Source organism: Shewanella algidipiscicola (genome assembly GCF_003605125.1).
Lineage (GTDB): Bacteria > Pseudomonadota > Gammaproteobacteria > Enterobacterales > Shewanellaceae > Shewanella > Shewanella algidipiscicola.
Map to the genome: position 1 here is coordinate 1 of NZ_QPQT01000012.1, position 14,455 is coordinate 14,455.

A 14,455-nucleotide genomic window follows, 5' to 3' on the forward strand; every position below is an offset into this window, starting at 1 on the left:
GCCTTCAAGCTACCATAAATAAGGCGTTTCTTCCATCGCGTTTGGCTCTATCTATGCCTTCGGCTAGACTGAAATATCACTTCTTGTTTGCTAAAAATCGTCTACCGCAGGTCAAGAACGCCCAATTAAGTAGTGAGCAACGCTGCCACCCACCTAAACCATTGTGCCGTAAACACTTAAACCGATTCAAACCGAAAGTGCCAAGCGTTGCGAATCTGCTTGAATTGCTTGTTATGTCACGAAACTATATTGGTCACATAGCCATCCATATACCCGCGCCCTCTGCAAATAGTTCAACCGTACCTGCCGGACCGGAACACCTAAATTTATGAACACGACCATGATCATTTTTATAGTTAACATAAACGATTGAATCGTTACTTCCGGTGTACTTCAGCCTATTTCTATCGTAAAGAGTGATACTGTGAATTTTATCGATACAAGAACCCGAAGAGACAACACCTTTCGGAATAGTTGTCTTTGACACGCTCGATTCAGAGTTACTTTCTTTATTGGCCAATAAAAAAAGCAACACGATGAATGCACCAGCCCATATAAGCTTGCTTTGTGCTTTTGGGGTTCCCTTACTCTCGTTACTAAGATTTTTATTTGACAACTTTTACTCCTCCGTAAGTGACATAACATTTTATTAGTGCGCATGCGCGTTTACCTCGTTGGACCAGTGAAAACGCGCACAGTTAACTATCTGTATGTAATGAACTTATCAGCATTCTGCCGCTTTTCATATAAGTAATCCATCAGGAAAAACGCGCATGCGCGTTTCCCAAACCTATTATCTAACCAATAGGTTTTATAATCACATGATTTTAATCATATTTATTTATATTGGAATGTGGAAACGCGCACGAAGTTGGGATAAAAATCGTCATGATTTCAATATGACTGTATGCCTGTCCAGCTTTTAAGCATTGCAACATTTGAGTGAAATGGATGAAAATTTCTAGGCGAGAAAGTCTGCTTGTAACTACTCCGCAAACTAGGTGCTAACTCACTTTGGGGCAAAACTGAGTTAGCTTTCTACTCGCCACTCACACCAAATGCAGTCAAATCGAAGAGAGAAAATAACCTAGTGTAGATGCAGCTGCGGACGTTGATGGCAGGGATGCCATCGTCGAGCCTCCAAGGATGGATTCACGGCGTGGAGCAGAAGTATCTACACATAAGCCTGCTGCAAGCAATTAACTACTTTGAAGATAAGATTTCAAACACACTTTCCAAAAAGATTTAGCCGAACGCTACTATCGCTAATCCCAAAAATGCCAAGCCTTCATTCCAAGGCCAGCACACTTTGGGGCAAAAACACGTTAGCTTTTAACTCTGAATTCACACCAAATGAAGCTAAATCGAAGAGGCGTTAGAGGTCGGTGTAAGCGCGGTTTTGGCCCTTGGCGGCATGGCCAAAAATGTTCCTTACATTTTTTGGCATTCCCTCCATCCATGGAGGTCAGATGCCGCCGTGGAGCGTATAGGGATGGCGCACAACGATATCCCTATCTAAAAGCCAGTTCGGCAATCCCTGTCTCTCGTTCATGAGCACGAAGCTATGCTTCACTCACCGAGCCAAAAGAGCGCTTACACATAAAGCCTGCGGCAGGCAATTAACAACCATGAAGGTGACCTTCAAACACACCTCACCAATACTCACTCAGCCCAACGCTAAAACCCCAAACCTAGTGTAGACCTGCGACATAAATTAGCAGTCTACTCGGCGTCATGATCCCAAATATTGGGAATTACCTTGCTGGTATACCCAGAAATAAATGGCTTTTTCTGCCCAGTATGAAGGTCATACACATGGCGTTTTAGCGCACCGATGTTGGCGCCGTAGACGTGAATGCTGATCGACACACTATCCTTAAGGGCATTAGAAACCTTGTGAATATCGCCAATGCGCGGTGATACGAGATCAACGCCGCCCGTGGGCAAGTGATGTGAACCAATTGCACGCAAGCGAGCGGTTGCAGGGTCTAGTTCAAACTCCTCACAGCGCTCGGCGCCGCGCATAACCCCAACCATGCCCCATACGGTATGATCATGCACTGGGGTCGTCTGCCCCGGCGCCCATACAAAACTCACCACAGAAAAACGCTCCCGCGGATCGCAATAAAGTAAATACTGTTGATACCTGTCCACACTCGGCTGGGCAAACGCTTCGGGCAACCAATCATCATGACGGATAAGTGCTGACAGTAGGTTTTTTCCATCAGCCAAAATACGCACCTCATCATTGCCGGCGTGTTCGATTAAATGGCTAAATGACTGAATAAAATCCCGTAATCTGGCATTGCTTTCCATTACGCCCCCCCTAATAAACATGCTCATCAATTAAGCTATCTGGCTGTTCATTGTTGAACTATAACGCTTAAAAACAATAGATAACTCTATATAACTATGGATATGGCCATAGCCGGGTCAGCTAAATGAAAAAGGAACCCGAGAGTTCCTTTTGTACTAAATCTATATTTAGTCGATCAATGCTGAAATTAAAAATGTACTACACCGGCTTTTTTTCATCTTTATTTGGGTCGATAAGCACTTGAGTAAAGCTAGTGGTTACCCACCTAGCGTCCTTATATACCTGCACATACGTCGTTAACACATTTTCACGCTTTTGAGTGATAGTACGACTACCGCCCTCTTGGGCAACGTCCGGCACTTGATTAATGTTCTTGGTGCGTATTGCGCAATTAGTAGAAGTTAACTCCAGAGTAAGTGCTTGGTTTACATCAAAATCAGGGTCAATCTGTAGAATGCTGTCGGTTTGCAAGGTTAATGCATCATCATAGGTTACTTTAAAGACAGTCTTACACTGAGTGCTAGTGTTCGCAAATACTGACGAACTGACTAGCAGAGTGAGCAGCGCAGCGATATATTTTTTGTTCATTTACAGTCCTTTGCTTGTTGCATTTATGATTCAACATGGTTACATAATCGTTTTTTTACAAAATAAATCAACCATACAGATTACGATCCTTAATAAAATCAGCTATAAGAACTAGCGCTGAATGGTTGAAGTTATCTGCTTTAGTCGCAAATAAAGCTCCATTCATCCTAATGGATACTCTTCTATAGAGGGCTTTCCATACGTAAACAGGCGCTCCTCATCGCTACCGACTCGCCCAACCAACTGAGTGAAGGACTGAATGAAGCCGCGTAATCTGGCACTGTTTGTCATCACCAATATCCTCCTGCGGGCACGTAAACCGGTGTTGCCCTTGTCAAGCTTAATGGTAAAAATGTATCACCATGTATCATTTCTCCAATTAATCACTGGAGTTGATTCACTCAGTTACATAGAATCGACACCTCCAGTAAAAATACAGTAATTGACAGAATGAAGTATCAACACATTTTATTGGCGTTAAGTGCGCTCGTACTCACCCAGTGCACCTCACTCGATAGCAAACAGTGTCAGCACGCCGATTGGTTTTCTCTTGGACATCAAGACGGTAACAATGGAGGCTATGCCAATAAAATCAATGACTATGCCGAGGATTGTGCCGAATTTGGCATCAGGGTCGATCACGCACAGTGGCGTGAAGGCTACCTCACAGGCCTACAAAATTACTGTCAGCCCGAAAATGGCTACCTCGTTGGCTTAGCCGGAGAAGGCTATGCGGGTGTCTGCTCCAGCAACGCTTTTGTTGAACAATACAATGCCGGTTACCAGCAGCACCAGCTCAACCAACGAGCCGATAATATCCGCATGCGCTTACAGCATATCGATTATGAGATCCGCGATTTGGATCAGAAGTTGACAGCCAGTATCGATAAAGCCGCGACTCTAGAAAAGAAAAAACAACTGCTGAATGAAAAAGACCGGTTAGTCAACGAGCTTAGATACCTTCACAATGGGCATGATGTCATTTTCAAATGGCAACTCTAACAATCACTCCTTTTGTTAAATAACCCATTTCCATTCGCAGCTACTTGGGCTTTCAATTCTGAGCGCATTGGCTTACTAGGTAGCTCACTGTTAAGTTAAGTCAATGCAACAACAAAGACGGGCCTGAAGGCGCTCGATCCGCGCAGTATAGTGCCGTCATATATCACAACACCGCCCACCGTAACCCACCATGCGTCGATAAAGTTGCTGTGTCGGCTATCACATCGGTGGCTTTATGCCGGGTGAGTGACAGGCTTTTACAATGAAGCTGTAACCATAAGGCATACTATTATCTAAAGCAATTTCAACCACTTCATAATCATTAAGCTCTACGACTTTACTGTTTTCAGATTTTTCACAACGTGAGTAACTATTGGCTTCAAAGTTATAGGCAAAAAGGGCAATCAAACGCTTGCTGCGCTCGAAGTAGCCTTTGGTATCGATAAAAGAAAACACGGCATTAGCAATTTCGGTATCGCCTTCATCCCCACCATCCCCCCTAACCGATGGCTGTCCATCGAGTGCTTTAGGCTCTGTATGCTGCTCTATCTGCTCGGATAATTGCTCAATGACTTGCTCTTGTTGTTCTTTAGGCTTGACCGATAATGGCTGGCTTTGCGAAAAGCTGCTCGAAATATCATCGACAATGTCGGTCGCCGCCTTACCGTCCACAAACGCAAAAATATTGATCATCACGACACTGGAAAGCACAAAGCGTAATAAGGCCGTTAACAAGGGAGAATAACTTTGCGTAATGAACTTGATGCGGTCAGATCCAAAAGGCTTAATCAACAATAGAAAGATAATATACAAAGGCAAAAATAATTGCAGGGCCAGCAAGGTGACAAGGGTGATTCCGAGCGCCCATGGCGGTAAATAAATTAAGGTGGCAAAGTTATGGGTATAATTTAATTGGTTTGCCGAAACCATGGTGACTTCATTGACAATGCCGCTGGCGCTGGCAAGTACAAAATTGGCGACGGTTGCGTAGAAGATTAATATCAGTGCTTTACCAGCAAGTGAATGCCAAAGTTGATTAAACTTAGGCCAAAATTCGACGGTTAAGGCAACGATGGTTAACGCCGTACAGAGCCAGCCCGATTGCAGCACAAGCAGACTGGTTAAGGCTAATAAATACAGCTTCTGTGCCGTACTTAAATTAAACCAAATAGCCTGACCTCGTTTAACAATGCCTCTAATACGCTCTTGCCAGCTCATTTGTTGTTGCTTGAGCTGTCTATTGGCACGCCATTTGGCTATTTTTATGTACCTTTGCACATGCATCCTTACGCATTAAGCCGCTTTCAATTAATTAATGGGAGTCATCATGCCAATAGGTAAAGCGCATATTTGGCAATCTCTTCATCTGTATCGAGATCAATCGCATCGACCATTACAAAACAATAACATAAAAGGCTTTGTGTTTGCGTTCAAGCGACAAGAGGGAGTTTACCCCTAAAAAATCCCCATCCTTTCATTCAAACGCCACTCGACTACATTCAACTATCTGTTGATAGAGCCAACGCAAAGCGGGATCATTCATACTCTGACGCTGCCAAACCAGACTGTAGGCGACCTTGCCATAATCGAATGGTAGCGCTTTAGTGACTAACCCTTTGGCCTGTAAAGCGGTATTGGCCCAATGGCGCGAGCAGGTAAACAGCAGTTCACTGTGATGACACATTAACGCCGCACTGCCAAAGTCGGGCACCACTACAGGAGTCGCCCGCTGGCGTGACTGCTGAGCTAACTGCATCTCAAAGAAGGGAATGTTTAAGTCGGCATCGCTTATTCCCACATGACTAAAATCTAAGTAATCGGCCATGGTAATGGTCTCTTGATGAGCCAATGGATGCGCCGGACTCATTAAACATACCATCTGATCATCAATTAAGGTTTCCCACACCAAGTCCTGCTGGGTGATAGGCGGCTGGCTGCGATCATGGGGCAAGATGATGAAATCCAATGTTCCCTGCACTAAACCGTCGAAGCCTATTCCCTCCTTGGCACAGATGGTTAAGCGAATGTTGGGCGCCATCTTCAGCACCTGGGCAGTTAACTTTGCCGCTAACAGTTCAAAGGTGCTTTCACGCATGGCCAATGAGAAACTGCCCTCATACAGGGCAGGATTAAACGCCTCTTGGCTGACCATCTGGTTCATATCATTAATGATTTGATGCACACTCGGCCCAAGTCGACGGGCAACAGGCGTGGCAACCAACTTATTACCATTACGGTAAAACAACTCGTCATCTAAGCTATTGCGCAGTTGGCTTAGGGTCTTACTCACCGTTGACGGGCTAAGGCACAGCCGCCGAGCGCTGTCAGTCACACTCAAGGTGTCCAGCATCACGTGCAACGTGATTAAGTGTTTCATGCTAATACGTGAAAGTTTAGCCAGCTCCATATCTATCTCATCAATTAATAACCGCCTAAGGCAATATAACCCTAAATGCCGACCATGTTGATGGCGATGACGAGATTCACGATCCCACTCACAGTGACGTTTTCCACCATCGACTTTTACCGTATAATCGCCGCTCATCAATCCAAAGGTAGGCCTGCATGTTCCATATCGCCCTTTATGAACCCGAAATCGCCCCTAACACAGGCAACATCATTCGCTTATGTGCTAATAATGGCTGCCAACTGCACTTAATTGAGCCACTTGGATTTGATTTAGAAGAGAAAAAGCTGCGCCGCGCGGGTTTAGACTACAGCGACTTAACCCGGGTGACTCGCCACAAAGACTTTGCCCATTTTCTCGAGGCGATGGCAGGTAAGCGCATAATGGCGTGCACCACAAAAGGCAGCCGCCCACACAGCGAACTGAGTTTTGAGAAAGATGACGTGTTGTTATTTGGCCCTGAGACCCGCGGCTTACCGATGGAGATCATCGAATCCATACCGACCACACAACGCCTAAAAATCCCCATGACAGGTAGCAGTCGCAGCTTAAATCTGTCTAATGCGGTAGCGATCATCAGCTATGAAGCCTGGCGTCAAATTGGCTACGAAGGCGCGCTTTAACTCTTGAGCGCCTATAAGCAGCGCTAATCGCCAATCATAAAAAAGCCCCTGTAATTTAAGGTTACTGGGGCTGGTTATTTAACAGCAAGGTCTGCACTGCTAGGATGTAGACTTACTGGGCAAATCCAACGGCATCAATTTCAACCTGCTTAACCTCGCCATATTGCGCCGCAACATCGGCAATCTTGCTGGCATTACCAATTAACACATATTGCAGCTTATCCTGCGGAAAGTAACGACTGATTAAGCGCTGGCTTTCGGCAATGGTCAGGCCATCGACCTTGGCTTGAAACTCGTTGATATAACTGTCGTCGAAACCGTACAAATACATGTCGGACAACAGAGCAGCCAATTGACCACTGGTCTCAAATTTAGGCGGAAACTGCCCTTTAACATAGGCTTTGGCCGAGTCTAAGGTGGCCTGATCTATCCCTTTCTGCCACAATCTCGCGTAGGTCTTTAAGGCCAAATCGATGGCATCTTTGGTGGTTTCACTCTTGGTAAAGGTGCTAATTTTAAACACCCCGCCCTGAGAATAAGCGGTAAAACCTGAGCGAGCACCATAGGTTAGGCCGGCATTAACCCTTAATTCATCATTTAACCATGAGGTAAAGCGACCGCCCAATATGGTATTCACCACTTGTAAGCCAACCAAATCAGGATTATCCCGCGTGACCCCTTTGCCACCTATCAAGAAGGTAGTTTCAATGGCATCGCCCTTATTCACCAGCAAGACGTTACTCTGGTCTAACGCCGGCTGTCCTTGGGCTAAAACGGGCATTTGAATCGCTTCACCATTTTGCCAATCGCTAAACAAGCTGGCTAGCTTGGCTTTCATAACTGCTGGGGAAAAGTCTCCCACCACAGTGATGGCGGCGTTGCGTGGTTGGTAATAGCTTTTATGAAACGCTCGGAGCTGAGAGATAGTAAGCTGCTCCAGCGAGGTACGCGTCCCAGAAGTGGGATTACCATAAGGGTGCTGGCCAAATATTAACTTATCGAAATAGCGACCAATCACATTGCGAGGGCTCTCTTTCGCTTGCGCTAACGCAGCCATTTCACGCTGACGCAACTTATCAAACTCCTCGGCAGAAAAATCAGGCATCACCAATAGGTCTCGCACCAATGGCAACATCTTATCGCTATCTTTCGCCATAAAGTCGGCGCCAATATAGGTGCCCTCTTTGCCTGCGCTGGCCCCAATTGACGCCCCGAGGAAATCGACCATCTGTTCGATGTCGGCTTTTGACTGACCATTAGCGCCAAGCAGTAAAGACTGCGCCGTCATCAGCGCCACACCAGAAGTTGTATCGTTAACTGCGCCTGCACGCACCACGGCATTAACGGTAATTAAGGGAACCTCCGTCTGCGGCATTAAATAAACAGTTAAGCCATTATCGAGTTGATAACGCTCATAAGCGGGCATCTTAAAGCTGGCACTGTCAGACACAGGCGCTTGAGTCGTCGCACAACCAGACAAGCCTAGCGTGGTCGCCAGCAGCGCAGTCAGCGCTAAGGTCGACAACTTGGCTGGCATTTGGCTCATAAATTGCTTCATTGGTCACTCTCCTCTGTGGCCGCCAATACGGCAACGGTGCGGTTGGCACGACGTAAATAGGTTTGCGCTACACGTTGAATATCATCAGGGGTGACCTTGTTGTAGGACTCGGGCGCGTTAAATAACTGAGCATAATTGCCAAAATAAAGCTCATAGGTACCTAAGGTATTGGCTTTACCATTGATGGTTTCCATCGAGCGATAGAAGTCCATCAATTTGATATTTTTAACCTTGTCTAATTCGTGCTGGCTGACGCCTTCACGCGCAACGCGGTTAATTTCGCTTATCATGCTTTTTTCTAGTTCGGTAGCGGTGATCCCTGGATTTGCCACCCCCATGACGTAAAACAAGTTAGGGTCAAAACTCATCGGCATATAGGTTTCGACTTCTATCGCCACCTGCTGCTCAACCAAGCCTTGATAGAGGCGCGAGCTATTGCCTGAGGTCAAAATAGAGGACAAGAGATCCAGCGCATAGTAATCGGCGTGGGTCGTGGCGGGCACATGATACCCCAGCATCACGTTAGGCGTACTGACCGAGGCCTTGTGCACATAGACGCGGCGCTCACCTTTTTGCAGCGGCTCCACGGTTTTCACTTCGCGCGGCGGCGCTTGGGCTGGAATTGGCGCAAAGTACTTATTGGCTAAGGCTTTCACTTCATTGAGCTTCACATCACCCGCAATCACCACCACCGCATTATTAGGTGCATAGTAGGTCTTATGGTATTGCACTAAATCGTCTAGGGTCCAGGCGGCGATATCCGATTCATGGCCTATCACAGACCAACTGTAAGGGTGGGCTCTAAACGCGACGCCCTTAAGCTCTTCTTGTATGGTGCGCCAGTTGGAGTTTTCTAGCCCTGTGGTGCGCTCGGAGGTCACCACGCCGCGCTCACTTTCTACCATTTCGGCATTAATATCCAGATGCGCAATGCGATCGGCTTCGAGGTCAAAAATGGTCTCTAGCGCGCTGGCAGGAAACCAGTCGGTATACACAGTGACGTTTTCTGTGGTGTAAGCATTATTGGCTCCCCCCGCGGCTTCCATGGTTCTATCAAACATCTTAGGACCATATTTTTTTGAGCCGTTAAACATCATATGTTCGAAAAAGTGAGAAATTCCGGTAATGCCGGGGACTTCATTACGCGAGCCGACTTTCCAAAATAGGTACATGTTGGCATTGGGGATAGAAGCATCTTCCAACACCATGATCTTCATGCCGTTATCGAGTGTAAAGCTTTGTATATCATCGACTTGTGTCGCCTGTGCGGCCGCAGCAGTACATAACACTGCTATCGACACCCCCAGCGCGATAATTGTTCGCATCATCAGTGGTTCCCTCGTTGCGCAACTAAAACATCCAAATTTTACCAATCCCTCAATAGACTAAGGTATCGGCACCGAACTGACTATTAGCGGTGAAACGCCGATTAAGATCAAGTGCATAGGGAATAAACTGCACAACTTAATTGTAACTTATTGCTTTTTTGCTACTCTAATTAGCCAGAACTACTGCTTTTACCGCACGTAACATGGAGTTTAATCGTGTCACCTACCGCAGATGTTAACTTTGCCTACCTCAATCGCCTGAGCTGTAACACTGAGGTGCAGTTGCAACTATTAACACCGATACAACAGATAAGATTGCGCACTCGCTTGATTGGTATCGATCCCCATAATGGAGTGATCTTAGCGCTTGGGTATGACAAACAGTGGCAAGCGGCGAAGTTACTCATCACCCAAGGACAAAATGTGGTGGTGCGTATTATCAACAGCGAAGACCCTGAGGCCAATATTTTGGCCTTTAGAAGCCAAATAAAGGCAGTGCTAAGCAGCTCAGGACGATGGTTAGTGGTTAAATACCCAAATCAATTGCAAAGCGTTACCTTGCGCCAACATGCTCGCATTCCCATCTTTGTGGAAGCATCGCTACATAATCCAAGTCAAGATAGCTACGATGCTCTCCCCATTTCTAGCGGTTTTTTACAGGATATTTCAGTTAAAGGCGGTGGCTATATTGGTATAGGAGTCAATTCCTTAACTTTAGAACAGCGCTGTTACCTGCAAGTAAAGACCAAGCAAGAACAGCCGTTACAGGCTGTACCTATTATCATTAAAAATATTCAAACTCCTAGCGATGACAGTGCCGAATATCAATATGGTTTTACCATCGAGGATAACGATGCAAAGGTGAAATCATTTTTACAACAAGTCATATTAAGCCACCTTTTTCAAGAGCCTAGCTCTTAGCTAGTACCATTTTGGTAAAAAAAACCACATCGTTGTCAATCACCTCTAACTGCCACTGCAACTGCCGAGCAATCCACTCAAAGGTGGCAATGCTGTAAAAACGGATATGGGTCAAATCGTTCTTATAGTGCCAGCGGGCAAACTCCTCGGCGCCCAAGACTCGTTTAGTCATGATAGCCAGTACCCCATTAGGTTTGAGTAAGGCGTCTAATTGCTGCAGCAATGCCGCACTGTCGGCGACATGCTCAATCACCTCGGTCATGGTAATAAAGTCATATTGGCGCGCTAACAGCTCAGGATGATTAAAGTAATACAGGTCATAATTTGCCATAGTGATACCTGCATCGTCAGCCATCACACTGATGGTTGGCCCTGGGCCACAACCAAAATCCAACCCTTGCATTGTAGGTGTCAGCCGCGGCAATAGCGGGCTCCAAGTACGGCTTAAAAAACGGCGATAGCCCAAATCGTCACTATTATTTTGATGATTATCGTAAAACGCTTTCTCGTCGGCGGCGCTGAGCAGGTACTGGTCTGGCACAGTGACCAGCTGGCACACAGCGCAGATAACATAGGCGCGTTGCTTATCTTGATGAAATTCAGTTAAAGATGGGCTCTTACATAAAGGACAACAACTCACGGTATTTCCTATTTCAATGATCCACGTTAAGGGCCGCATACTCGGTATGCTCATTCGCCCTAAGGTTGCGGGATTTTACGCGTTTTTGCCGCCGCTTCGGCCGCTTCACGTAAATATTTTTGTTCGCGGGTTTCGCGCTGATTAAATTCGGCTTGCGCCTTAGCCCTTTGTTCTGCTTGCCATTCGCCTGCTTCTTGACGCTGCAATACTTCTTGCTGGCGCTGCTCTGTCTCGCTCGCCGCTTGGCGCGCCTTGGCTAACTGCTCTTGCTCAGTCTGCCGCGATAGCGCCTCGGCCGTTGCGGTTTTGTCACTCAAGCTAAGATCCTCCTTGGCCATTACGGCGCCGCTGCACAGCAAACAACAGCTGATCAATATCGATGTCATGCGATGTTGTGTACGAAGCATCATTTTTCCTCAAATCCTATGTGTGATAAACGATGAATATCAATGCGATAAATTGCCAAGCGCAGCCTAAAAACGATAGTCACTCGCTTAATATCAGCTCCCTTGTAGCCAAGAATAAACCGCTGACTTAACGTGTCGATATTACATGCTGCTTGCCCGGGATGGTAGCGGCTTATTATTGGAATAGAGTCTGTTACCCGCTGGCGCCCTTAACGCGAGCCATGGCAACTTGTCGGTTTTATTGATCGGATTGCTCAAACCCAGTAAGCGCTCAACGCCGCCACTCGTTTGGTAAAGGTCGTTAGATAAATAAGCCTAGGGGAAAATTAAGAGAGGGGAGGAAAATAAGCCTAGAGCGCAAGATAATGGTAAGTCATATGGTGCTGAAAACCCGGTTTGGGCTTGTCACGTCGCCAGAAACCGGTAGCCGAGTCAGTCACTGCCTCCCTGCATGGACAGTGACTGACACAGCGACCAAACCACTTGCACACAAGTGATGGCATCATTAAACAGCAGTTCCAGCCCGATTATCGTGACCCAGTACTAAATTGTTAGTGCGGCCACGGCGATAGATCACACATTTTTAGGTCAATTAGTCATTTTGACCATAACGTGCCCTAACTGCCACAGGCATGGCATTGAGGCGTTGCTCAACTAATGCCGCCAAGGCATCATTAAGAGGTGATACATCGGCATTAGGCGACACCGCCTTTATAGCCAGTGCAGCCGCCTCTAAGGTCGACAAGCTGTCGTCACGCTTAGCTTTTCTAATCGTGTAATGGGAAGGGGCATCAAGCTCCAGATGCAGCGCTGGGTATTGCTGTAACCAAGGGTTGAGCTGCAATAGTTTATACGCCTTACGCCAGGTACCATCGAGCAGTAACAGCACCGCATCGGATGCCACTCTCTGCTGAGTAATGCTTTGGCTATGCTCTGAGGGATAGAGTAAATATATCGGTTTATCCACACTGTCGAGATAGGCCTTGAGCGATGCAAAATCACTTGGTGTTTCTCCCACCTCGACACGCAGCGAATCCAACACGGCTTTCATTAACTTGACGCTATTTTTAGCATGTTTAACTTCGCCGGGATCTTGCAGCACAATGAGTTCAAGCGACGTCGACATGGGCCTAATATGGGCGCACAGGCAGGCATTTAACGGGTATTGGCATTGTTCACACAGGACTCGACTCACAACAGGCTCTATTTCGATAATCACACTGACGTTAAGTTTACCAAACCACGCCCCTCAGCGCGCCTATATTGAACCGTTAGTGGATACCCCTTGGGAGAATATTGATAAAAAAAAGCCTGCGCTTAAGGTCACTCCACGCAGGCAAAAGGGTTAGGTTGTCATTATCCGCGAGGGGCTATCTGCCAGCGGCAGCCTTTGGCATCAAAGGCATAGACATAAATAAATTAATGAGCATGTTGCTCTTGGTGGCAGTTGTCGAACCGGCTCATCGTCATCATGGTCAACAATACGATAGCCAATCCTCCCGTCACCACTATCACAGCATAGGGCGCCGTTAAATCAGTTTGCTGAATGAGACCGGCAATGAGCGAGGCACCACTCATCTGAATAAACCCCAGCATCGCCGCGGCAGTACCGGCACGCTCACCAAAAGCCGACAGCGCCATACTCGTCGCAGGGCCAAGCAATAAAGCAAAACCAATACACAAGATCATCATGGGCAACATAAAGCCAAACGCCGCAGGCAAGCCCGTCTGTGGTCCCCATAACTGCATCGCCAACTCCAACACTGCAGCTGCCAATAAAGCCAGTAACGCTAGGATAACGGTGGGGCGATTACCTAAACGGCTAATCACCATTGGAGCGGCAAAACAGGCAATAATATTGACCACGGCATTGAGAGCAAACAAACCACTAAAAGTCAGCTCTGACACACCCAAACGCTCGATAAGCCATACCGGAGAGTATGATACATAACACAAAATAGCGGCCATACCAGCCATACAGGCGACGGCATAAAATAGGAAGTGAGGCTCACGCAATATCGGCTTGTAGCGAGCCCAGCGATACAGTGGCCCAGTGGTTACCGTACTGGCCGGGCGAGTTTCAGGCAGGCGATAACCCACAATCACCATCATCAACAAACCATACAAGGCCATAAAGATAAAGGTTGAACGCCAGCCAAACTGCAATGCCAGTAATCCGCCTAGGGTCGGAGCTAAGGCAGGGATCACGCAAATAACACCATTGATATAGCTATAATAACGCGCCCCTTCTTTAGGGGTAAAACTATCGCGGATCGCACTAAAGACCACAATAGAGGTTGAACAGGCGGCTAAGCCTTGCAGCACACGAGCCAGTTGCAACCAATGGAACTCCATCGCCACCACAGCCATAAAGCTACTGACGATATAGAGCAAAATACCGCCCATAGCAACTGGGCGACGGCCGTAACGGTCTGCTAATGGACCTATCAGGATCTGCCCGACCCCCATGGCAAATAAAAACAGCACTAAGGTCGATTGCACCTGACTAGCCGATACGGCAAATTCTGCCGCCATGGTTGGCATCGAAGGCAGATAGATGTCGATGGCCAGTGGGCTGAGCACCACCATCATCATTAAAATAGGTAACAAATTACGACGCATGAGGTTTCTTTAATCTCTGTAAGTTAATCGGAAGTGTGCTAG

Annotated in this window: 14 protein-coding genes; 3 read left to right on the top strand and 11 right to left on the bottom strand. The window is 46.9% G+C overall.

All coding sequences use genetic code 11. The features are described from left to right. Positions 1-253 precede the first annotated feature (253 nt). The 3 genes from DVO77_RS13595 to DVO77_RS13605 all read right to left on the bottom strand — a co-directional run bounded on the left by DVO77_RS13595 (position 254) and on the right by DVO77_RS13605 (position 2,905). Positions 254-616 (bottom strand): hypothetical protein, encoded by a 363-nt coding sequence (locus DVO77_RS13595; protein ID WP_119978712.1) that lies wholly within the window; start codon positions 614-616, stop codon positions 254-256. 1,106 nt (positions 617-1,722) lie between these two features. Then, positions 1,723-2,316 (bottom strand): cysteine dioxygenase family protein, encoded by a 594-nt coding sequence (locus DVO77_RS13600; RefSeq protein WP_119978713.1) that lies wholly within the window; start codon positions 2,314-2,316, stop codon positions 1,723-1,725. A gap of 199 nt (positions 2,317-2,515) precedes the next feature. After that, the gene (locus DVO77_RS13605) at positions 2,516-2,905 is read right to left on the bottom strand and encodes a hypothetical protein (protein ID WP_119978714.1); all 390 of its coding nucleotides are present in this window, start codon (positions 2,903-2,905) and stop codon (positions 2,516-2,518) included. Positions 2,906-3,355: 450 nt separating this feature from the next. On the opposite strand from DVO77_RS13605, the gene DVO77_RS13610 reads away from it, so the two are divergent. Then, positions 3,356-3,907: a DUF2799 domain-containing protein gene (locus DVO77_RS13610; RefSeq protein WP_119978715.1), complete on the top strand. Its 552-nt coding sequence runs from the start codon at positions 3,356-3,358 to the stop codon at positions 3,905-3,907. 219 nt (positions 3,908-4,126) lie between these two features. Here DVO77_RS13610 and DVO77_RS13615 read toward each other — a convergent pair whose 3' ends face one another. Both DVO77_RS13615 and DVO77_RS13620 read right to left on the bottom strand, forming a co-directional pair. After that, the gene (locus tag DVO77_RS13615) at positions 4,127-5,125 is read right to left on the bottom strand and encodes a hypothetical protein (protein ID WP_249038180.1); all 999 of its coding nucleotides are present in this window, start codon (positions 5,123-5,125) and stop codon (positions 4,127-4,129) included. Between the two features lie 256 nt (positions 5,126-5,381). Next, complete coding sequence (locus DVO77_RS13620; RefSeq protein WP_119978790.1) at positions 5,382-6,314, bottom strand: LysR family transcriptional regulator; 933 nt, start codon at positions 6,312-6,314, stop codon at positions 5,382-5,384. 158 nt (positions 6,315-6,472) lie between these two features. Here DVO77_RS13620 and trmL point away from each other — a divergent pair, with 158 nt between their 5' ends. Next, positions 6,473-6,937, top strand: a complete 465-nt coding sequence (gene trmL, locus DVO77_RS13625; RefSeq protein WP_119978716.1) for a tRNA (uridine(34)/cytosine(34)/5-carboxymethylaminomethyluridine(34)-2'-O)-methyltransferase TrmL — start codon at positions 6,473-6,475, stop codon at positions 6,935-6,937. A gap of 112 nt (positions 6,938-7,049) precedes the next feature. On the opposite strand, the gene DVO77_RS13630 is transcribed toward trmL, so the two are convergent. Together DVO77_RS13630 and DVO77_RS13635 are read right to left on the bottom strand one after the other, a co-directional pair. Next, a complete protein-coding gene (locus tag DVO77_RS13630) occupies positions 7,050-8,495 on the bottom strand; it encodes a M16 family metallopeptidase (RefSeq protein WP_119978717.1) in 1,446 nt (481 codons plus the stop codon). Continuing rightward, positions 8,492-9,823, bottom strand: a complete 1,332-nt coding sequence (locus tag DVO77_RS13635; RefSeq protein ID WP_119978718.1) for a M16 family metallopeptidase — start codon at positions 9,821-9,823, stop codon at positions 8,492-8,494. The genes DVO77_RS13630 and DVO77_RS13635 overlap by 4 nt, the downstream gene beginning before the upstream one ends. Before the next feature lie 216 nt (positions 9,824-10,039). Here DVO77_RS13635 and DVO77_RS13640 point away from each other — a divergent pair, with 216 nt between their 5' ends. Continuing rightward, positions 10,040-10,744 carry a flagellar brake domain-containing protein gene (locus DVO77_RS13640; RefSeq protein WP_162924194.1) on the top strand — a complete coding sequence of 235 codons (705 nt, stop codon included), beginning with the start codon at positions 10,040-10,042 and terminating at the stop codon, positions 10,742-10,744. On the opposite strand, the gene DVO77_RS13645 is transcribed toward DVO77_RS13640, so the two are convergent. From DVO77_RS13645 to DVO77_RS13660, 4 genes are all read right to left on the bottom strand, one after another. Next, positions 10,734-11,384 (bottom strand): class I SAM-dependent methyltransferase, encoded by a 651-nt coding sequence (locus DVO77_RS13645; protein ID WP_119978720.1) that lies wholly within the window; start codon positions 11,382-11,384, stop codon positions 10,734-10,736. The genes DVO77_RS13640 and DVO77_RS13645 overlap by 11 nt on opposite strands. Before the next feature lie 59 nt (positions 11,385-11,443). Further along, positions 11,444-11,794 carry a hypothetical protein gene (locus tag DVO77_RS13650; protein ID WP_249038181.1) on the bottom strand — a complete coding sequence of 117 codons (351 nt, stop codon included), beginning with the start codon at positions 11,792-11,794 and terminating at the stop codon, positions 11,444-11,446. 589 nt (positions 11,795-12,383) lie between these two features. Beyond that, positions 12,384-12,986 (bottom strand): tRNA-uridine aminocarboxypropyltransferase, encoded by a 603-nt coding sequence (locus tag DVO77_RS13655; RefSeq protein ID WP_119978721.1) that lies wholly within the window; start codon positions 12,984-12,986, stop codon positions 12,384-12,386. Between the two features lie 224 nt (positions 12,987-13,210). Next, a complete protein-coding gene (locus tag DVO77_RS13660; protein ID WP_119978722.1) occupies positions 13,211-14,413 on the bottom strand; it encodes a multidrug effflux MFS transporter in 1,203 nt (400 codons plus the stop codon). Positions 14,414-14,455 lie beyond the last annotated feature (42 nt).

Coding starts and splice junctions, on each gene's coding strand:
- DVO77_RS13600 (WP_119978713.1), bottom strand. CDS start 2,316: ATGGAAAGCAATGCCAGATTACGGGATTTTATTCAGTCATTTAGCCAT.
- DVO77_RS13605 (WP_119978714.1), bottom strand. CDS start 2,905: ATGAACAAAAAATATATCGCTGCGCTGCTCACTCTGCTAGTCAGTTCG.
- DVO77_RS13610 (WP_119978715.1), top strand. CDS start 3,356: ATGAAGTATCAACACATTTTATTGGCGTTAAGTGCGCTCGTACTCACC.
- DVO77_RS13615 (WP_249038180.1), bottom strand. CDS start 5,125: ATGAGCTGGCAAGAGCGTATTAGAGGCATTGTTAAACGAGGTCAGGCT.
- DVO77_RS13620 (WP_119978790.1), bottom strand. CDS start 6,314: ATGGAGCTGGCTAAACTTTCACGTATTAGCATGAAACACTTAATCACG.
- trmL (WP_119978716.1), top strand. CDS start 6,473: ATGTTCCATATCGCCCTTTATGAACCCGAAATCGCCCCTAACACAGGC.
- DVO77_RS13630 (WP_119978717.1), bottom strand. CDS start 8,495: ATGAAGCAATTTATGAGCCAAATGCCAGCCAAGTTGTCGACCTTAGCG.
- DVO77_RS13635 (WP_119978718.1), bottom strand. CDS start 9,823: ATGATGCGAACAATTATCGCGCTGGGGGTGTCGATAGCAGTGTTATGT.
- DVO77_RS13650 (WP_249038181.1), bottom strand. CDS start 11,794: ATGATGCTTCGTACACAACATCGCATGACATCGATATTGATCAGCTGT.
- DVO77_RS13660 (WP_119978722.1), bottom strand. CDS start 14,413: ATGCGTCGTAATTTGTTACCTATTTTAATGATGATGGTGGTGCTCAGC.